Raw genomic sequence first — 20,478 nt, forward strand, 5'->3', positions numbered from 1 at the left:
TCCTTGCTTTTAGCCTGAGAATATAAAAGACGTGGCATTTTCCAATTCCACACCCGAATCTAAAACCATTGCATTGCTCACAAAAACGTTGGCGCAGACTGCCGCAGGCATCGTTATCTTCAGGGGTCTAACAAACCCACTACACTGAAACGAAGCTTAATTTGCCATTTATATATTTCAATAAAAGCTTGGGAGGAAGAGTTTGTATGAAATTTAAGTCTATTTCCATAGGTATTGGTTTAAGCATTCTTAGTTTTTCAGTTAGTTCATTCCCACGGACTGTATTCAATTCACCACGAGTCCTTGCCCAAGAAGTTAGTTCTTCATGTCCTTTACAATCTGATATTGCCGTTACCTTCCTAAATTCTAAATGTGAGGAAGTCAAACTAGAGGAGCCTAAGACTTTTTATCGTTACTATAGTAGCAGTGAGAATAGATATGGTAGGTATTTAACAACTGATAAATACGAAACAAATGTAGAAGTAATTAGGAATTTAGCTCTCAATCAATCATGGGGCAATAAAGCCACTATGATCCAACCAGTTACTTTGCCGGCAGGAACGACAGTTTATCAAGGTATTGTTGCCCCTCAAACCCCCACTCAATGCTATCCTGGCGGTGGTCAACAGACTTTTATTAAAGATACAAGAGATCCAAATATTAAGTGGTCTGAGGGAGAAAATATCATCAAAAAAGATTTTAGTTGTCCGTAAAAATCATGGAAACAAAAACAGAAGAATTTATCAAATTGCTCAATAATGCTCTTGAGATAGCCGAGCAGATTCGTAGAGAGAAACAACCAGAATTTAAACATTCAGAGCGTTTAAATAATCTGATCGGTGCCCTAGAATCTATTAAAAGTAAGACGCTGATTGGTAAACTGGAAGCATCAGGAGGAATCTCAACCCTTGGGCTGGCTCGTGAAGTGGCTGATTGGATTGAGCCGTTAGATTCGCCATTATTAAAAGCTGTAGGTACGATAGAGGAATATTACCAAAAATATCTCTAAATACTACAGGTTTAATAAGTAAAGCGGATCGCTCTTTAGCCCAATGTCAACTCAGCTATCGATATTCTTGCATATCAAGCTCTCTTTTTAAAACCTCATATTCATCAATCAGAATATAAAAAAAAGCGATCGTATCCTTAAACTAAGAAGAAGCGATCGCTAATTTTTTAACTACCAAATAGAGATTAAGCAGCAACAGGTTCTAACAATTTGATGTCAGAGAAGATAAATTCCTGAATAGATATTTGTCCTGCTGTCTCGGTACGAATCTCCCGACGATTTAGGATAAAATAATCACCAACTTTTTCATATTCATCGACAAATTCGCTTCTGCCGCCCTTTTGTTCCCCAGTTTTGGGGTCATGGTAAACAGAGTCATAGCGGTGAGACAAGTAGCCTTCTCCGGTGTCGTGGCTGCTGAAGGTGTCAATTGTCACAAAAGTACCGTGGATTAGACGGTGAACATGACACACTTCATTATTGCGGACTTTGTATTTATCACCCTCAGCCTTACCACCCATTAAAAGCTCAATCGCACCAGTTTCATCAGTTTTACCATAGGTAAAGGTATTGGCGCTGTGGGTGTCTTCAAAGCTGCGGCGGACGCGGTGAATTGCTATCTCCCATGCTTGCCCATGAATTGCTTGCTTGGCTGCCTCGTCATCTACACCCAAAACTTCGGCTTTGAGATTGGGGCTGATGCGAACTTGACCTGTGAATACTTTATCATCTTGCTTATAGGTAATATTTGCGGTATAACCGGGGAAATTCTTGTCCCAAGTATAGCGGTTCTCATAAGCAGCCCGGAAAAGTTCCTGAGCAGAGAGTTGTGTAACTGTCATGTGCTTCTCCTAGTCGCTACTGTAAATTAGCGTTTTAGTTTCCTTGGTATTAGCATAGAAGTAATTGTTGAGGCTTGGATAGTCCCCAACTGGGTACACTTATGCTTATGGTTAATTCTCTCCACGCCATATTTCATGCGATCGCTAATGTCCGAAATGAGCAAGAATTAAGACTAGCTCTCACGGATAAAATTGGTGAGCATTTTGGTGTGCAAAATTGGGGTATTTATCTCCTAGACGATCAGCCAACGGCCCAAATCGATGTTCAGGGTATTCCGGCAGTATGCTTAGAAAGCAATCCAGTCGGGCGCTACGTGGTTGAGCGTCACGCTCCCGCCCATGAGCAGTTATTATTATCACCAGGAGACTGGAAGCATTTTTGCTCGCGTTCTGATCACGAACACGTAATGACTGGGCCAATTGTTTGCGATGGCCGTCTTGTAGGAACACTTAACTTGGCTCGTGATAAGGGAAATCCTGCTTTTAATGGCAACGATTTAGCCGATCTGAGTGCATTATGTATCCATTTATCAGCAAAAATGGCGACTCTACGGACGACAAAACCACAAATATCCAATTCCCTTTTAATAAATCCTCTAACAGCGCGTGAGTTAGAAATTGCCGAGTTAGTGGCACAGGGGTTAACAAACGCAGAAATTGGGGAAAAACTTTGGATTACGCAAAATTCTGTCAAACAAGCTTTGAAGAGGATGTTTCGTAAGTTGAAGGTTTCGGCGCGTGCAGAAATGGTGGCAAAGCTGCAAGATATCAAAGTTTCTTAGAGGAGGTAGGAGGCAGTTTCCTCTCCTCCTTGCTCTTTACTCTATATAATTTTGCAATGTGTTTAGTGTCTCAACTATCTAGTTAACATTTACAACAGTTTCCACATTCATAGACTACGCCACATCTTGCTTCCTACCCTAGCTGTAGTCTATGGGTTTAAAATTGGCTGTAAGGTTAAATTATTTTTGTTGCAATCAATTTTTTAACTATTTTCTTAACTGTCTTATCTGTCATTGCGTTTTGTTGGCGATGACGGCAAAATACAACGTGACAGTAAAATTTATTTGTCAAAAATGCAATTATTTCAATAGACTTGATTCTTTTTAGGGAGAAAAATTAGTGAGTTCGTTAGAGCAAAAACATACCTATATATTAACACAAGATAAGGGTATTAAACTGTCTGGTAATCCCATTCAAACTGAAAAATTTTTTATTCAAAATACCCTACGAGATGGAGGGAAAATCCGCTTCAAAATTCGTTATTCTGCCGAACTACAGGGTTTTTGCCTGCTGGAAGTTTTTCTGCTCAAAGCACACAACAGAACACAAACTGCTAGCATGACTATTCCCAACGGTGGCTCGACAGCTACTGTTCAAGAACAAGAACAAGAATTTGGTATTTGGGAGCCAGGAGATTATTACTTCTTTTTCAAAATGTCTTCCAATAATGGCTCTTTTTTTATCGAGGATTATCAACTTTATTGGTCAGCTAGTTAATTAGTTTAAAATCTTTTCCAGCCGCCATAATTTAAAAATGTAGATAGTTCTTGGTGTTGCTAATTCAAGATAAAAAAGCTCACGCTCCAGATAAATCTGAGCAAATAAAAACTCCGCCCAGAATTTCGGTAGGCATAGAAGTGTGGGAAAAAATGTACCTGATAGTTTTTTCAAGCACGTTTTTGCAATGATTTATATTCAAATTCAGCAACACCTAGTTGTTTTTTAAAGTAAGCGCGGTAGAGTTGGCAACGCGGTAAGATGCGATCGCCTTCATAAGTGATTAATCCCAAGCTTTCCAGTTTATGAGCGTCAATGGGATTCAAAGAAATGCTTTGCTTTGAGCTAACAACTTCAATATATGCTTTTACCAAACTAGAATTTTCTTGCAGAATTGCCCAGTGTCGCCATAAATGATAACGGTAGATACCGCCGTTAGCGATCGCCTCATACATTACTTCCTCTAAGGTGATTCCTTGACAGCATATATAATACAGAGCAATCCGAATTAGCGCTGGATGTCCCCCCACCAGAGACATCAGTTGCGTAACCTCGTTGTGAGAAGTCCAGTCTAGCCCATGCCGTTGGGCCAAATACTCTACTTGATACTTAGTAAATTCTGGCAGACGGATCGGTAGTCCAATGTTAAATGGGGAACGGTTGATATCTAGAGAGACGTAAACTTCTGTAGAATAAACCACCAGTAGCCTAAGCTTCTGCAAGTTAGCATCTTGTCGTGCTTCTTCATACCAAGAGCGTAACAAACCAAAGAACTCCTGAGCAATTTGAGGATATTCAAAAAAGTGGTCAACCTCATTTAACACTAAAACCACTGGACTTTTACTCTGCTTCAGCAAGTATGATTGTAAGTATAAACTGCAACTTAACTTACAGCCTATTTCCTCATCCCAGTTTTCATCTAGCTTAGGGTCTATGCCTAATTCTGTTGCAATTTGCCAGCAAAAAGAACGCAAAAACTTGTTTAAGTCTGTCAGACAGGTTGCATCCATTTGCTTGCAATTCAGGTTCACAGCACGATAACCTTGCATCTGGGCAAAAGCCAATAACCGCAACACAAGAGAAGTTTTTCCCATCTCTCTTGGCGCTCGAATTCGGATCACACAGCCTGGTTGAATTATTTCTCGATAAACTAATTCTTCAATGGGAGGACGTTCGACATAGAAGGGGGAATCTAGAGCTACGGGGCCATCTGGGTATGACCAAAGATTTTCGAGTTGATTATGGTGCTGAGTAACAAATGATTCTAAGGATAAAGGCGGAGATAATTTCTTTTCTCCTGTATCTAAACTCGACAATTGAGTTGGAGAGACTACAGTAGTATTCGGTTCACTCAAAATTGTGTAGTCTTCCCTGTGTAATTCTAGGTTAAAGGCGGTAAAGCACAATTTTAAGGTTTTTTGATCCACGCCTGTATTCAACGACCATAATCGGTTCAGGGTTTTGGTTGAAACATTCATGCGATCGCCTAAATCTTCTAGAGTGAAGTGATTGCCATTGTTTTGAACCTTTTCCATAGCCAGAATCGCCGCTTGTAAACGCTTCAATCCAGCGATCGTTAGGACAATTCCCCGCTTTCGCGTACTCTTAGATTGCTTCATATTGCTAATTATCTATCTGTTTTTTTCTTTACTGCCTTAGCTCTCTCCTCATTGTTTCATGTTTTAAAACAGTTATTCAACAGTTACTTAACTGTTATTAAGTTACTCAATAGTTAGTAAAAAAATATACTTGATTATCTTATGAAAGTTAGATAGGTGGGTATAAACAAACATAACTTTTTCTTTCCCCTACGGTAAGCTGCTGATGCTTGTGCATCAAGTGTTTTTTACTACTTGCAAATAATAAATGACTTGCCTTAATAGTTCACTTTATTTGTGCAAACTGCCTAGATATTACTTAAAGTTATTTCTTATTTAGTATTGATATGGATTTTGGAGCGCAAATCCATCCCAATTCTTATCGGGTTTTGGGGAAAAGGAGGAAAGAAAAAACCTTTACTCTTTAACATTTTCCTCGAACCCACTTCCAAGTTGAAAATGCTTTACCCCACCGAAGCAGTATTGAGTGAGATCCATCCAATAAAGTGTAATATGCTGGCGATATCTACGATCGGCTACGCCACCTACGCTTCTCAACATTAGCAATTCTTTTTTAGATGTAACATGCAGTAGGGGCGTACAGCTAGCTGTACGCCCCTACTAAAGACCTATATTTTATGCACCTGAAAAACGCTACAATCTTTTACAAGCAAGGGTAAAGGCGTTATCCAAGTATTAGAATTCGTTATTTAAGGGCATTAGGGGGATTTAAAAGTGCCTAAAGTTACAGTGAAACACTTTTCAAACGACCTCTTAGCGTCGAACTTGGTTAGAGATATTTTTGCCTGTCTGTGCTGCACTGTTCCCTACATCATTAGCAGTTTCCTGAGCCCCCTCTACATACCCAGAACCAAATTGTTTAAAGGCTTCTGCTGACTGTTCTCCAATCTTTTGAAGTCGTTCACCAGGAGAACCTTCTGTTTCACGAGCGTCTTTATACCACTCCCCTACTGTTTTCGGTCTTTGAGAATCATCTTGCTGTATCTGTTCGCTAACTCTCTCCTTTAAGGCTTTGTCATTCTGCCCATAAGTAACATTCGTCGTCAGCACTAAAAAACCAACTAGGACAACAGCCAAAAAACGTGTTACCTGAAGTCCTTTAAGCACAGAACTGATGTGACCAATTTTTCTAGAAATCAAATTTATCATGCCAATTAGCTTGTTTTTTGAGTACAAATAAACATTAACTATAAAAGGGTAATTATCCTTCTAACAAAAGGCATATCTCAGTTATAAAAAAGAAATACTTTTTAAACCTTGGGGAGGAGGTGGTTTGTGAGATAAATAGATATTTGCATTCATTTATGTGCAAGAGCAACGAGCAATACTGCCTTTCCCTAGATAGTCCATCGCTGAATAAATTAAACTGTTATGAGAAATATGATAAAGGGCTACACTTCACTATTATCAAGTCTTGTCAATCTAATCAGTAAAATTATGATGCTAAAAAAATCCCACAATTCCAAGTGAATATAGCTTATAAAAACTCAGTAGATTTGGTTGATATTGCTATTCTAAAAATCTCATTATTTTGGTATTTAAGTTTATCAAAAATTGCCTCAAGATTACAAGTATTAGTGTGATATTATTTGAACCAATTAAGTCAATATTTTCAAGGCTACTTTGGAGGATAATATGTCAATTAAACCTCATCATATTGAAACCTAGAGTTTTTTAAAAGATATATTTATGTAGGTTAGGTGGAGTGAAACACAACCCAATATTACCACCTTATTTATGTTGGGTTATGCTATCGCTGTACCCAACCTACAAAACTTTGGAGGATAATATATGTCAATTATCTGGTGAAAATCAACGAAAACCTTTAAATATCAGCCCTGAACTAGAAGAAATTGCTAAACTAATCTATTTGCTCTAGGATATTTAGTCACGCTTCGAAGACCATTGTAAACAATTGATCGCGTGATAAAACAGTTGGGATTACCATAAATTTCCATAATTCATCCTAAAAAAGTATTTAAATGCTCAATAACAGCTTTTTTAGGAGTCTTAATCTTTGTTTATAAATCATGCTTAAGATTCCTTCGGTTGGCAAATGTAGCACTAAATACATTTTTAATGCTACATTTGGTTTTTAATACAGATAGAGTTTAAAAAAACATATATCTTTAGTTATAAAAATTATCTATCTAAAGAGATGGATAATTCCTAAATAGCTACTCAGAACAATCAATAGTCACAGAACTTTTAGGCTAGAGATATTATTTGTCTGATTGAGTGGATTTATACCGTAATCCCTAGATATTTGAAGGGCTTGCAGAGGACAAATTAATCCACATTTTTTCCTCAATACGAGAACTGCTTTAGCTGGAAAGCCAAAGGATGAAATACTGGATCAGGAAATTAGCAATCTTTATAGTATTACTGTATAACTTGTTCATCTGTAGTGATTATGCAGGAGCAAATCAACTTTCAAATATTGATGTACAGCAAGTAAATGCACTTCCAGTAGTTGAAAATTTAGCAAATACTGACAACGATATTACTAAGAGTAGAAAGGGAAATTTTTGCCGATTTAATAAGGTTGTCAAAGGGATAAATAAAGTAGAGGGACTCTTCACACTTTATTGCACTGATAATTCTGGAAAAATTTACTTAGAAATTAAACCAGAACAGCTAAATAAAAACTACCTAGCTATAGTGACATTAGAATCGGGCGTTGGGGAAAGTGGAATTTATAGTGGATTACCTCTTTCTGATTTTATCTTTTGCTTCCAACGAGTAAACAATAGATTGCACTTTGTGGTGCGGAATATAAAATTTCGTGCAGAAAGTAGTCCAGAACAGCGATCGCTTGCTCGTTCGTTTAGCGACTCTGTTCTTTATTCACTCGAAATAGCCAATATCGATCCACAGAATGAAAATATTCTGATCAACTTGAATGAACTGCTAATGCAGGATTTACCTGGATTAACTACCATTTTGAAATACTCTTTGCAGGCTGATTACCGCTTGGATGCACACAAGTCATATTTTGGTGATGTTAACAGCTTCTCAGAAAATATAGAGATTGATTCTATTTACGGTTTTTCATCATTAGAAGGAGCAAATTTAGTTACCGTACCTGATAGTAGGGCGCTCACTCTCAAGGTACACTATAGTTTTTCTCAACTTAGAGAAACCAATGATTATATTCCCAGACTTGCTGATGATAGAGTGGGATATTTTATTACTGCTTTTCAAGATTTATCTAATAAGAATCCTCATGAATCATTTGTACGTTACATCAATCGTTGGCATCTAGAGCGATCCGATCCGAATGCTCTCTTATCTCCACCTAAAAAGCCAATTGTGTATTGGATTGAAAATGCTGTGCCACTAGAGTACCGCGATGCGATTCGTGAAGGCGTTTTGATGTGGAACAAAGCATTTGAAAAAGCTGGATTTCAAAATGCTATTGAAGTACAGCAAATGCCAGATGATGCTGATTGGCAACCCGCAGATGTACATTACAATACTATTCGCTGGTTCAACTCTTTGGATGCAGGTTTTGCTAAAGGCCCAATGCGCGTCAACCCATTCACGGGGGAAATATTGGATGCAGACATTATGGTAGATGCCAATATGGTGCTATCAATTCAGCAAGAATATCACGCATTGATGGAAGTAAATCCATCTTTAGTGGGCAAAAACCCATGTCTTGCCCTTTGGGGAAGCCAAAAGCCAGGAGTTAATAATTCTCTTCTAGCGGACTCTGAGTTCTGCTATGGTATGGAGGCTTCAAATCAAGCTGCGATGGGAGCGCTGGCGTTGTCAATTTTGCCAAATACTACAGCCAGTAGTGAAACGATGAAGAAGTATGTGCATCAATATTTGCGTTCTCTCATTGCTCACGAAGTCGGGCATACTCTCGGTTTGCGCCACAACTTTCATGGCAGCACAATGTTAGCACCTGAAGAATTAAATAATACTGAAATCACTCACACTAAAGGCTTAGTGGGTTCGGTAATGGACTATCTACCGGTGAATATAGCACCGCAGGGAGTACAGCAAGGTGACTATTTTCCAGGAGTTGTTGGGCCTTATGACGAATGGGCAATTGAGTATGGTTATAAAACAAGCCCATCAGCAGCGCTTGAGGGGATAATTCCAGAATCAGAAAAAAGTTTTTTAGAGCAGATTGCACTAGCGTCGCCTCAACCAGAATTGTCTTATGCAACTGATGAGGATATCTGGGACATTAATCCTTTGGCGAATGTTTGGGATATGAGTAGTGATGTACTACTTTATTCGCAGTGGCAAATGGATAATGCCCGTGTTATGTGGCAGCGCCTTGATAAGGGTTATCTATCAAAAGGAGAAAGCTATAGTAACCTGCGCGTCTCATTCAATAGAGTGCTTAAATATTATTTTCGGAACGCCACCTTGCTTTCCAAATATATTGGCGGACAATCGTTTTTGCGTCTCCATACTAATGATAATGCTTCTTGGACATTTGTACCTGTTTCACTTTTAAAACAACGCCAGGCATTGACAAAATTGCAAGAATATGTTTTTTCTGAGAATGCTTTCAGTTTTTCACCAGAATTGCTCAATAAACTAGCACCGTCACGCTGGGAACATTGGGGTAATTCTGTACCTAACAACCGCCTTGATTATCCAATTCACGAAAATATTTTGAAGTTTCAAAGTGCGGTGCTGCGATCGCTATTAGACAGCGATCGCCTCAATCGTTTACAAGATATAGAATTAAAAACTCTGCCTGGGGAAGCACTTTCTATCCCGGAACTGTTCGATACCCTGCAAACAGGTATCTGGGCAGAAGTTTTAACCCCAGGAGAACCAAAGCCAATTTCTAGCATCCGTCGTTCATTGCAACGGGAATATCTGAATATTTTGCTAGAAATGATGTTGGGTACTACCGATACACCTGAAGATGGCCGGACATTGGCTTGGTATGAATTGCGCCAACTGCAAAAAGCTATTGATGTCAGACTCAAACAACTTAGCGAGCAACGCTTTGGCGGGGTTCCCTCCCTTGAAGCGACTGGCGTTAGCACAGCGTTAGCGACATTCGTCTTAGCGTATCCGCAAGAGAAGCAGCATCACCTGGAGAGTGAAAGCCTTGATATTTACACCCTAGCCCATTTAGAAGCTTCTGGCGATCGCATCACCAAAGCATTAAATGCACATTTACTCTCTAAGTAGTCATTTGTCATTTGTCTCCCTCATCCCCCTCATCCCCCTCATCTTCCCCAATCCCCAGTCCCCAGTCCCCAGTCCCAGTCCCAATCCCCAGTCCCCAATCCCCAGTCCCCAGTTACCGAAGATATCGTTGCAATAGACCAATGACAACTTCTGGTATTTCTAAATGAGGTAATATTCCTGCATCTGCGATCGCATAAAAATCTTGAATTGCCCTTGGATTTAAATTTGCCAAGCGTTGTCCTAGTTTGATATTAGTAAATTGTGCCTTCTCTCCCCAAAACATCACAGTGGGAATTGTCAGTTGCTGAATATATAAACTCAGATCAAAGTAAAGATCGCCCCGCAAAAATGCTAAAGCAGAAAATTTGGCATTAGGTTGTTGTGCAGAGGTTAAATAAGCATCCACTATTTCTTGAGATACTCGTTCTGACTTAGCAAACAAAAAACTTTGTAAAAAATTTCGGACTGCAATTTCATTTTCAGCACCAAGCATATAAATAAAATTGTCCAACAGAGGCGTATTGATTACCGAAAGCGGAAGTCTGCGTCCAGCACCCTGCCCAAAATCATCAAATCCAGATGGGGAAACCAAAAACAGTGCTTTGAATAGATTGGGTTGAACAATAGCTAGGCGGATAGCAAAAGCGGCTGTTAGAGAAGAGGCTACCACCGTCACAGGCTGGCGACAAGTTTCGATGATAAACTCTGCGATCGTGCTGAGATAATCCCTAATTTTATAATCCCGGACTGGATGAGCCGATTCTCCCCAGCCGATTAGATCGGGAGCTAAAATGTGGTAATTAGAAGCAAAAGCCGGGTAAACTTTAGACCATTCATACGCAGATGCCCCACCACCAAAGTTATGGAGAAACAGTAGTGGAGGTAAATTTTCAGTATCAGCGAACGCCCAAGGTGTATTAGTTTGGGTATAGTAAACCATTGCCCCCAAGGATGTATGGATAAGTTTATGTCCAAAGCCAGGAGGTTGAAACTGAAGCATAAAATTAAAAAGTATAGTTTAATGGCACTTTACCCGAAGGCAAAATTAAGAGGTATAAATTCAAACTTACCGATAAATATCAGAGTAAGTAAAATTTTTCTGTCCTAAGCTATTTCATATTTAATTTGTATACAGTCAAACTAATTCATAATTCATTTTTTACTTTTGATTACTATCTCCTGTGATCTGAACAAGTTGATGGAGGTTATCGCCACTAATATGATAAGCTGCCCCAAAACCAACTACAAAACGCCCTTCACTAGGAATTAGCTGAAAAATCCGAAAGTCAGACAAGCCGCGTAAAACTTCGATAATTTCACCAAATCGCCCTTGAAATTGCTCAACAATTTGATTCCACTTGTCAGTTTCACGCTCTATCAAAGTTGCCGTACAATCAAAACTTAAACGACGACGGGCAAAAATTAGATTACTCTTGGCTTCATCCTCGATAAATAAGACACTTACATGAGAATTAGTATAGATATTTTTGGTATGAGTTGAAAGACCACTGACATAAATGTAGATGTTTTTAGAATTATCCATTACAAAAGGAGCATAACTAGCATTTGGTATTGCTTGGGCGTTCACGGTGCTAATGATTACACTCTCAAATTCTTCAGTAAACTTTTCATACTCAGCTTGAATCTTTTCAAGTTGACTCATAAGTAAATTACCGTTTAATTAGTAGCAATTAGTTATTGTAACGTTATTGAGCGATGTCTAGGATGGGCTACTGTCTGGAGTTCGAGTGAATCCCCATTCCTTAGATGTTTAATAAGTAGGATTGCAATACTGCTCGGTTAAAGGGAAAAAGAGTGGAAGACTTGAGATATAAGGTTTTTCCCCTTTAACCCAAAACCCGACAAGTATTGAGTAGGATTGCTATATTGCCAACACTGTTAACGCAGACCAAGTAAGTGGTAACATCCAGAACAAGTATGCTGAAGAACGCTCAACGATCAAAAGGCTTGATTTGACATGATTTTCCGTGATAACCTACGTTCATCTCTTGAAAATACGGTTTACCCATAGTTTTATAGTAGTTTTAATAGCATACTGTATTTTTAATTTGAGTTAGCACAAGTAATTCTAAAACTGTCTTAAGAAAAACTCATGGTCATTACACAAAGGCGTAAACTTGGACGTTCAGAACTAGAAGTATCACCAATATCTTTTGGTGGTAACGTATTTGGCTGGACTATTGATGAAAATAGTTCATTTGAGATTTTAGATAGTTTCATAGAGGCTGGAGGTAATTTTATTGACACAGCTGATGTCTATTCCAAGTGGGTTCCAGGAAATCAAGGTGGAGAGTCTGAGACAATTTTAGGAAAATGGCTCAAGCAGCGCGGTCATCGTGACCAAGTGGTGATTGCAACTAAGGTTGGTAACGATATGGGTGTTAGAGGCCAAGGGCTTTCTCGTAAACACATTCAACAAGCTGTGGAAGACTCGTTGCAGAGGTTACAAACCGATTATATCGATCTATATCAATCGCATATCGACGATGAAAACACTCCACTTGAAGAAACTCTTGAAACCTACGCAGAATTGATTCGTCAGGGAAAAGTACGTGTGATTGGTGCTTCAAACTATAGTGCGGAGCGTTTGGGGCAGGCATTAGAAATTAGCCGTCAGCATGGCTATCCTCGCTACGAAAGCCTTCAGCCCCGTTATAACTTGTATGACCGAGATGGTTATGAACAGGATTTACAACAAATTTGCCAAGAACAGGAAATTGGCGTAATTAACTATTCCTCTCTGTGCAGTGGTTTTCTCTCTGGTAAATATCGCTCAGAAAAAGATTTATCTATTAGTCTCCGTGGTAATTCTGTAAAAAGATATTTAAACCCTCGTGGCTTGCGAATTCTAGAGGCAATTGATCGGGTGGCAACGACTTATAATTCTACTCCCACCCAAGTTTCTCTGGCGTGGCTCATTGCCAATCCCAGCATTACTGCTCCTATTGTTAGTGCAACAAAGGTTAAGCAACTCAACGATATCATCAAAGCTGTCAATATAAAGCTCGACCAAGATGCTATTGACCTTCTCAATCAAGCCAGTTCCTCAAACGCCTAGTATGGCTACCCGAAAGTCAACACTCAACAGTTATTCCCCTAACCAAGAGCTTTCTTCTTTGATAAAAGGGCGTGTCGCATTTAGTACATTATTTGGTGCAGTTCTGTGTGGATATTAGTCATAAGAGCGATCGCTGGGCAAATCCTTCAAACAGAAAAAAATTATACGAAAACTTTCCGTACAATAAATAGTTATGTCTGTGGTTTGATTTTATCCAATGACGTGGTTTGAAACATTGACCGGTTTTCCTGAAGAGTCCCCACAACAGGTTTGGCAGAATATCACTGTTGACGGTAAGGTATTGAAATCTCATGTGAATGGGAAAGTAATGGTTTGCGGTCAGTTGGAAACACCGTCTTTAGCCGAACTCAGAGAACGTGTCCATTCAAGTGGATATGAGGTTGGAAAAATATCGGTACGTGAAATAGTTGCCAACGTCCAGGATTTGCACATAAATAAATCGAATGCTGATTCGCTTTTTCAAGTAGCTTCCCAGTTCAATCTGCTTGAAATGGTATCTCCAAATGTAACGCCTGAGAGAGGTGTGGGGATTTATGAGAATGATCCTACTCAGGGGCCAGCTTGTGCGATCGCGGCTGGTGCAGGAACGATTTATCGAAACTACTTTGCAACCGTAAATGGGCAAACCGGACAATCAACAACAAACCAAATCGATTGTCTTGCAGATATGGGAGTAGCATTGGGAAATTCCAAAAGCCGTCTTTGGGAAATGAGAAACGGCTATGCTTTGGCATCACATAGCGGTTTGGTCGAGATTTCAAATCGACTTCGAGCAGCAAGCGAGAGTGAACTTGATGGATTGCGAGAGTTGTTACGAATCGGCATTCAATGGAGTACACAAGTAACGCTCAATGATTGCAAGCATACCGTCTCACAAGCCTATTGCTCTGCCTTGCCAGTTAGCTACTCACGTCATTCCTCAAATCTTTGGACGGAATTTGCACGCCTCGTTTTAGAAGCATCCTATGAAGCAACTATTTGTACTGCAATCTTGAATTCGATCAGAAATGGAAACAACAGATTGTTTCTTACGCTTCTCGGTGGTGGAGCATTCGGCAACGAAACCGATTGGATTATTGGAGGAATCCAACGTGCCTTGAACCTTTACAAGTATGCTGATCTTGATGTGGCGATCGTCAGCTATGGCTCGTCCAAGCAATATATCCAACAACTTGTAAACCAATACTAATATAAGTAATACATAGCTCGTAACCGTAATATAAAAACTCAGTGTAAGCGATGGGAACCTGGCTCAGATAATTAGAATATGTATACAACGGCAGCTTGTGGTTAAAATAGCGACAATATCAGCAGCTACCTACTAAAACAGCTAATTTAGAGTTTGAGCTAGATGATCCGCATTTTTAATGCAATTTTTGCGACTTCGCGCCAGATTTACCACCAACACACCACTCATAACTCCAATAGCCCACATCAGCAAGGCTTTCGGCAATCGCGGATGTTGTCAATGGATGCGGTAGTAGTTGGGATTACCTTGAAACTGTAGGCATCCTTACCTTGTGCCAACCGTAGGCAAAGTGCTTCGACATGTAGATAAAAAGGGTATAACATAAGACCAGCCCTTTCAAAGTGAGTATAAATTATCGAAGTGAATTCCTCTCTAAACCTCTTTTCTATATTTTCTCTATTTTAGAAAATTTGATGCCTGCTCTCAGACTTTCTGCTGTGCCTCTGCGGTTAAATAAATAACTTATAAACCACTTTCGACACACACAATGTTCCGAGAAAAAGATTTTGCGAGTCATGTTGAAAAGGTTAGCTTGATCATTTGTTCCTATTTAATACTTGTGCTGGAGATTTGCCGATGAAAACTATATCTAGTCTCGATGCAGTAACTAAACATTTAGAACAGCATGAAAACTCCAAACGGATTAAAAAATTAATATACTCTGCTTGTAAAAATATTTGGGAGAATGATGAAGAGACGCTAGATAGGTTTAAATTACAAGAATTAATTCAAGAATTATTTAGATTGAATCCTACTACCAACAACTTAAATTATAGTTTATCTGAAGTTGTCAAAACTCTTAACAAACAAACTGAATACGCCATAATTGCTAATGTTATTTTTCATTACATGCAGAAGCTATATATAACGCCTGAAGAACCAACAGGAATATTATTAAATCAACCTCGCCAAGAGGAACAAACATTTTATAATTCTGAACCAATATCATTAAAATCTATAGATAAATCTCCAAGCAGTCAAATCAAATATCAATATAATCAGTTTGATTTACGGCAAAATATTATGAAGTATACTAACCCACTTAGGGCTAAAATAATTCTATTTTCTGCACTTGACAAAAAATTTACTTTCACTGAAGAAGACTGGTTGAAACTGAAAACTCAAAAACTTGATGATTTATTGCTGAGATTATTTAATACCTGTCCAACTATTAGAGAGCTTGAATCTAAATTAAATAGTGCTGTTACATCTCTAGGGAAGCCGGATGAAAATATTCAAGCAGCTAGTGCAATTACACAATCTATGCGAGCTTTATATGGCGATATATCACCTAGTGCCAATGGATATAAACCGTTTAATAATGATCTATCTCTAGAAACAAAAACACCAGTTAATCCTTATCAGAAAACTGGACTCAATGATGATGGTAATACCTGTCAATTTATAGCACCCCCTACCAAAGAATAATGGTAACTTTTGATTATTGTTAATCCGAGAAAAACTTAAATATTTGTGGTAATTAATAGGAAAAAATATGGATGCCAATGAACTCCTGAAGCGCTATGAGGATGGAGAAACAAAATTTATTGAGGCCAACTTAAATGGAATAAATTTATTTGGTGCAGACTTGATTGGTATAGCTTTGAATAAAGCAGATTTGGGTAATGCTATCCTAATTTTTAGCTATCTAAATCGGGGAATTCTGAATCACGCAAATCTAGTTTGTACAAAGCTAAGTGGTGCGAACCTAAATCAGGCAAGTTTAATCAGCGCCAACTTGCATGATGCTAATTTACATGGTGCAACTTTGCAGGGTGCTGATTTGCGTAATGCAAATTTAACCTTGGCATATATGCTAGATACTAACTTGATGAATGCCGATTTACGTGGTGCAGATTTGAGTGGTGCAAATTTAACTGGAGCGTGTCTGCGTGGGGCTAACCTGCGAGAAGAAAAGAGAATGTACTCTGCTAGTCTACGGGGTACTAATCTTCATAAGGCTGATCTGCGGGGTGCTGATTTAACTGGTGTAGACTTGTCTAAAGTTGATTTGAGTGGTGCTAACTTGAGTGAGGCAACGCTACGTTATGCCGATTTGAGTGATGCCAATTTGAGTGAAGCGATTTTGCATAATACATCTCTGGCAGATACTAACATCGGGGGTGCTAATTTGAAAGGTGCTAACCTGATGAACGCTAGATTAGAACGTTCAAACCTCATTGATGCCGAACTTACAGGTGTTAATTTGTATGGTGCAATTATGGCAGATGCTAAACTGACTAGATGTCAGATGAGTGGAGTAAACCTGAGTTTTGCAAGGCTAAATAGAGTTGATTTAAGTAGGGCGAACCTGCGTCATGCTAACCTCACAGAAACAGACTTGGTTGATGCCTATCTTGCCAGAACAGACTTGACTGGTGCTAATTTAAGTAAGGCAAATCTGATCAGAGCAGAAATGAGTAGTACAAACTTGACGGGTGCAAACTTGCGTGGTGCAGTTATGCCTGATGGAACAATTAATGATTAAAAATATACATGGGCAATACCCACTATTTGATCTCGAACAAGTCTGCCTAAGTTAGGATTTACACATAAAGATTCTCTGGCAAGATTGGCTGTAAAGTTTACTATTAACGCTGCCAATCATATATTAATCGTCCATGACGATCGCGCACAAGTTCCCATTCTCCATGACGATATGGTTGTCCGTGATAATTTACAGAGCGATAGCGCCGTCTATAATAATGTCGTCGATTCCTCTGGCGTTGATAATAATATTTTCCAGTCCGTTGCCGTCTATGATAACGTCGTCGAGTCCGTCGGTGAGCTAACAAAAGCTCTTCACTTTGCTCTCCAACTGATTTTGTCTGTCCGTCAAGAGCCTGTTCATTGAGAACATTATTGAGAGTATTATCCTTGGCTTCAGCCAAGCCAGGTGGATAAATAAAGGCTAATAGCAAGAACACAATTGAGGATAGCTTTTTGAACCGGTTCACGTCTTTGCTTTTCCTAAACTATTGGTAATGATTTTATTTAATACTTAAATTGAATAACCATATAGTTCATAATTCACAAACTTGAAGAGAGCAAAAGTAATGAAAGTACTTGTATTAAATATGAAGATAATTAACTGTAACAGGCAACCAGATGATGTACATCTGTTATGAGGCAAATTGACACAAAAACCTTCAATTTTACAACTTTGTTATGTTAGATATTATTGAAATAGCAATTATGAATTATGAATTATGAATTATGAATTTAGGTAAAGCTATCTGTTTCAATAAGGGATAAAAATGATAGGGGCTGACTCATATTAGCTGCAAAGCCCAAAATTCCTGGATCTCGATGTTCGTAAAGTAACTGGCCTTGGGTATCAAACAGAAAAGTTCCACCACGCTGAGTTAAGTAAGCAGAATTAGGTACATAAGTATGCCAATTGCTCAGAACTTCCACCATATTGCGTAGCCGTAGAGTAGCTAATTCAAAGGGACGTTGAAACCCAATTCCACCAGCTAATTGGAAAAACGAGCCTTTAAAGGCAGGTAGAGGAGTACCTTGAATAATTTCATCATCTTCAATGAGTTGAGGGGCTTGACGATCGCCTCTGTATCCCCGAAAAACTTCTTTTAGCGTTCCAGGACTTCCAAACCCTGCACACATGAACAGTAGATTTAGCCAAGCTTTCTGAGTAGGGGAAATTCCAGGGACAGGGAGATTTAGACCTGAATAAAGTTTGAGTTGGTGATGTAGTTCTGCATTAGGTTCAACAAATAAATTTTCGGGTGGAAATCCTGTATATTCACAGAATTTTGTTCCAGAGGCGCGATCGCCAATTCCGACTGCACGAATAGCGAGTTTTTCAGGAGACAATTTTTTAGCTTCGCGCTGTAACCACCACGCATATTCAAGACTATCAAAATCCCCAAGTTGTGGCCAGACTAAAATAAGGATATGTGAGGCAGTTTCGCAATTTTCTAGTAGAGGTCGGGTTATGCCATCACTAACACACTGAAGTTTGGTCTGATTAAGGATAGCGTAGGGATTCATTACAAAGTATTAACGGCTATTTAGCTATTCAATTTTAGTCGATTTTAACTCAATACAGTTCAGATAAGACCAAAACACTTGTAGAGACGGCGATTTATCGCGTCTCAAAAACCCAAAATTTTTATCAGTAGCCCTTAATTGAGGAAACCGAATATATAGGAATCATATTTGATTTTTGAACAAAATTAGGTATTGTAGGGTGTGTTAGAACGCAGTTCGTAACGCACCAAACCCAAGATGATCGTGCATTACGCTATCGCTAACACAACGTCAGTGACCCTCAAGTCGGGAAACCCGCCCATGCGACTGGCTCCCCTACGTATCTTTTCGCAAATCAAATACTAGTCCTATAGCAGATTAAAAGTAACTGATTCATCCTGCATTTATCCAACACCCTTGGTTGATAACCAAGCAGGTTGTCTAAAGAGCGATCGCACTGCCTCGACAATAGAAGTCTTTGCTGCAAAAGGTACAAAGCGACAATTAACTATTTGTATGAAAGCGATCGCAGCTGCCACCGAATTTTGCTGTGTTAAAAAGTCGCCTTTCCTAGAGGCGATAATTTTGAGATTCAGCCCGTTGGATTCGTCAAAGGAAAAAACTACTATTAGGTAAATTGAGAAATCATCTTTTTCATACAGACGCACAAAATAGTTAAACTTCCTTCTCAAGAAAGATGACTTTAATGTCTAGACCTCTCTGAGGATAAATAGAATAAAAGTAAAGCTAGGGAGTAAAATATCTGAGCGAATTAAAACTGACTTGACTATATGGTCACAAACAGGAGAGAAAAACTATACTTGTGGCGATCGGGCTTATAGCTACCTTTAAAAAGAAAATCTGTGCTATCCCAGGCACTAATTTGGAAAATTAAAACAGAAGAATAAGTGATAGTAATGACAAATCTCAGAGATACAGAGAATGGATGGTCGCAGTTAACTCGTGGTGCGCCATTGGCAGTGATGTTAGCAGCAGCACTCTACATTTTATATCAACTTTTACCAGTATTAGAACTTTTAGTTGTTGCAGCATTGATTGCTTTAATTTTAAGAACGCTATTAAGGTTTTTGCAAAAGTTAGTCAAATCACAGGATGTTGCTGTTTTGCTACTAATTGGATTAATCATCGGATTTGTTGTGGTATTAGCTACTGTAGTTCTACCTAGTGTGACATTTGAATCTCAGAAATTAATCAAAACATTACCAACTTATCTCAATAGATTGACAGGAGATGTTGAGCAACTGCGTCAGAAATTCACTTTTATTCCTGACATTTCCCAAGCACTAATACAATTACGAAATTTAACCAACCAGTTACTAGGAGGAGTACCCGTTTTCTTAGGTGAAGCTTTAAATTTAACCGTTGAGTTGGTAGCGACGTTAATTTTAGCGCTTTACATGGCTTACGATCCTAATTCCTTAGTGAAAGGGATTTTAAGATTAGTACCAAGGCGACATCATCAACGGTTTAAACGAATCCTTAAGGCTTGCGAGACAAGATTGCGAGGCTGGATTTTTGGGACAGGAATAGCGATGATATTTCTGGGTGCTGGAGCAACATTTGGACTTTTTATTTTGGGGATTCCGTCAGCTCTACCATTTGGTATTATTGCAGGATTATTTGAAATAATTCCTTACTTTGGTTCGATCATTGGTGCTTTTTTACCAGCATTAGTAGCATTGAGTATTTCACCACTAAAACTAGTATTTGTGTTGATACTTTTCTTTTTAATGAATCAAATAGATGCCCATGTTGTTCAGCCTTTAGTGATGGGTCAGCAAGTTAATATCCATCCAGTAATGGTGATTGTGACATTTTTGGTAATGGGTAAGCTATTTGGATTTATTGGTGTGCTGCTTGCAGTGCCTGCGGCAGCAGTCATAATTACGCTTATTGATGAGTTTACACCTGAAGAAAACCTGATAGAGCCAGTAGGAGTTGAAACTAGAATAGATGTTCAATCGAACGATTAAATAAGC

19 protein-coding genes are annotated in these 20,478 nt (G+C 38.9%); 10 read left to right on the plus strand and 9 right to left on the minus strand.

What is annotated here, in order from left to right; translation table 11 throughout:
• The first annotated feature begins 206 nt into the window (after positions 1-206).
• A complete protein-coding gene (locus FBB35_RS20065) occupies positions 207-713 on the plus strand; it encodes a hypothetical protein (protein ID WP_174711095.1) in 507 nt (168 codons plus the stop codon).
• 5 nt (positions 714-718) lie between these two features.
• A complete protein-coding gene (locus FBB35_RS20070; RefSeq protein ID WP_174711096.1) occupies positions 719-1,009 on the plus strand; it encodes a hypothetical protein in 291 nt (96 codons plus the stop codon).
• Positions 1,010-1,194: 185 nt separating this feature from the next.
• On the opposite strand, the gene FBB35_RS20075 is transcribed toward FBB35_RS20070, so the two are convergent.
• Positions 1,195-1,851: a DUF3386 domain-containing protein gene (locus tag FBB35_RS20075; RefSeq protein WP_174711097.1), complete on the minus strand. Its 657-nt coding sequence runs from the start codon at positions 1,849-1,851 to the stop codon at positions 1,195-1,197.
• A 107-nt stretch (positions 1,852-1,958) separates the two neighbouring features.
• Here FBB35_RS20075 and FBB35_RS20080 point away from each other — a divergent pair, with 107 nt between their 5' ends.
• Both FBB35_RS20080 and FBB35_RS20085 read left to right on the plus strand, forming a co-directional pair.
• A complete protein-coding gene (locus tag FBB35_RS20080) occupies positions 1,959-2,633 on the plus strand; it encodes a LuxR C-terminal-related transcriptional regulator (protein ID WP_174711098.1) in 675 nt (224 codons plus the stop codon).
• Positions 2,634-2,973: 340 nt separating this feature from the next.
• On the plus strand, positions 2,974-3,351 hold the full coding sequence (locus FBB35_RS20085; RefSeq protein ID WP_174711099.1) for a hypothetical protein: 378 nt from the start codon (positions 2,974-2,976) through the stop codon (positions 3,349-3,351).
• 170 nt (positions 3,352-3,521) lie between these two features.
• On the opposite strand, the gene FBB35_RS20090 is transcribed toward FBB35_RS20085, so the two are convergent.
• The 3 genes from FBB35_RS20090 to FBB35_RS20100 form a co-directional block, all read right to left on the minus strand.
• A complete protein-coding gene (locus FBB35_RS20090) occupies positions 3,522-4,970 on the minus strand; it encodes an AAA-like domain-containing protein (RefSeq protein ID WP_174711100.1) in 1,449 nt (482 codons plus the stop codon).
• 396 nt (positions 4,971-5,366) lie between these two features.
• Positions 5,367-5,510 carry a hypothetical protein gene (locus FBB35_RS20095; protein WP_174711101.1) on the minus strand — a complete coding sequence of 48 codons (144 nt, stop codon included), beginning with the start codon at positions 5,508-5,510 and terminating at the stop codon, positions 5,367-5,369.
• Positions 5,511-5,723: 213 nt separating this feature from the next.
• Positions 5,724-6,119 (minus strand): hypothetical protein, encoded by a 396-nt coding sequence (locus FBB35_RS20100; protein WP_174711102.1) that lies wholly within the window; start codon positions 6,117-6,119, stop codon positions 5,724-5,726.
• Positions 6,120-7,313: 1,194 nt separating this feature from the next.
• On the opposite strand from FBB35_RS20100, the gene FBB35_RS20105 reads away from it, so the two are divergent.
• Positions 7,314-10,139, plus strand: coding sequence for a zinc-dependent metalloprotease (locus FBB35_RS20105; RefSeq protein ID WP_174711103.1), 2,826 nt, complete (start codon positions 7,314-7,316; stop codon positions 10,137-10,139).
• A gap of 112 nt (positions 10,140-10,251) precedes the next feature.
• Here FBB35_RS20105 and FBB35_RS20110 read toward each other — a convergent pair whose 3' ends face one another.
• Complete coding sequence (locus FBB35_RS20110) at positions 10,252-11,139, minus strand: alpha/beta fold hydrolase (RefSeq protein WP_174711104.1); 888 nt, start codon at positions 11,137-11,139, stop codon at positions 10,252-10,254.
• Positions 11,140-11,298: 159 nt separating this feature from the next.
• A complete protein-coding gene (locus FBB35_RS20115; RefSeq protein ID WP_174711105.1) occupies positions 11,299-11,802 on the minus strand; it encodes a HugZ family protein in 504 nt (167 codons plus the stop codon).
• A 450-nt stretch (positions 11,803-12,252) separates the two neighbouring features.
• Between FBB35_RS20115 and FBB35_RS20120 the strand changes: the two genes are divergently transcribed.
• From FBB35_RS20120 to FBB35_RS20135, 4 genes are all read left to right on the plus strand, one after another.
• Positions 12,253-13,218: an aldo/keto reductase gene (locus FBB35_RS20120; RefSeq protein ID WP_174711106.1), complete on the plus strand. Its 966-nt coding sequence runs from the start codon at positions 12,253-12,255 to the stop codon at positions 13,216-13,218.
• Between the two features lie 217 nt (positions 13,219-13,435).
• Positions 13,436-14,428, plus strand: coding sequence for a hypothetical protein (locus FBB35_RS20125; protein WP_174711107.1), 993 nt, complete (start codon positions 13,436-13,438; stop codon positions 14,426-14,428).
• 636 nt (positions 14,429-15,064) lie between these two features.
• The gene (locus tag FBB35_RS20130) at positions 15,065-15,916 is read left to right on the plus strand and encodes a hypothetical protein (RefSeq protein ID WP_174711108.1); all 852 of its coding nucleotides are present in this window, start codon (positions 15,065-15,067) and stop codon (positions 15,914-15,916) included.
• Between the two features lie 67 nt (positions 15,917-15,983).
• Complete coding sequence (locus FBB35_RS20135) at positions 15,984-16,976, plus strand: pentapeptide repeat-containing protein (protein ID WP_174711109.1); 993 nt, start codon at positions 15,984-15,986, stop codon at positions 16,974-16,976.
• A 103-nt stretch (positions 16,977-17,079) separates the two neighbouring features.
• Here FBB35_RS20135 and FBB35_RS20140 read toward each other — a convergent pair whose 3' ends face one another.
• From FBB35_RS20140 to FBB35_RS20150, 3 genes are all read right to left on the minus strand, one after another.
• Positions 17,080-17,445: a hypothetical protein gene (locus tag FBB35_RS20140; protein ID WP_174711110.1), complete on the minus strand. Its 366-nt coding sequence runs from the start codon at positions 17,443-17,445 to the stop codon at positions 17,080-17,082.
• Between the two features lie 265 nt (positions 17,446-17,710).
• The gene (locus tag FBB35_RS20145) at positions 17,711-18,499 is read right to left on the minus strand and encodes a peroxiredoxin-like family protein (protein ID WP_174711111.1); all 789 of its coding nucleotides are present in this window, start codon (positions 18,497-18,499) and stop codon (positions 17,711-17,713) included.
• Positions 18,500-18,882: 383 nt separating this feature from the next.
• Positions 18,883-19,170 carry a hypothetical protein gene (locus FBB35_RS20150; protein WP_174711112.1) on the minus strand — a complete coding sequence of 96 codons (288 nt, stop codon included), beginning with the start codon at positions 19,168-19,170 and terminating at the stop codon, positions 18,883-18,885.
• 225 nt (positions 19,171-19,395) lie between these two features.
• On the opposite strand from FBB35_RS20150, the gene FBB35_RS20155 reads away from it, so the two are divergent.
• The gene (locus FBB35_RS20155; RefSeq protein WP_174711113.1) at positions 19,396-20,472 is read left to right on the plus strand and encodes an AI-2E family transporter; all 1,077 of its coding nucleotides are present in this window, start codon (positions 19,396-19,398) and stop codon (positions 20,470-20,472) included.
• Positions 20,473-20,478: the final 6 nt, after the last annotated feature.

This window comes from Nostoc sp. TCL240-02 (assembly GCF_013343235.1).
Lineage (GTDB): Bacteria > Cyanobacteriota > Cyanobacteriia > Cyanobacteriales > Nostocaceae > Nostoc.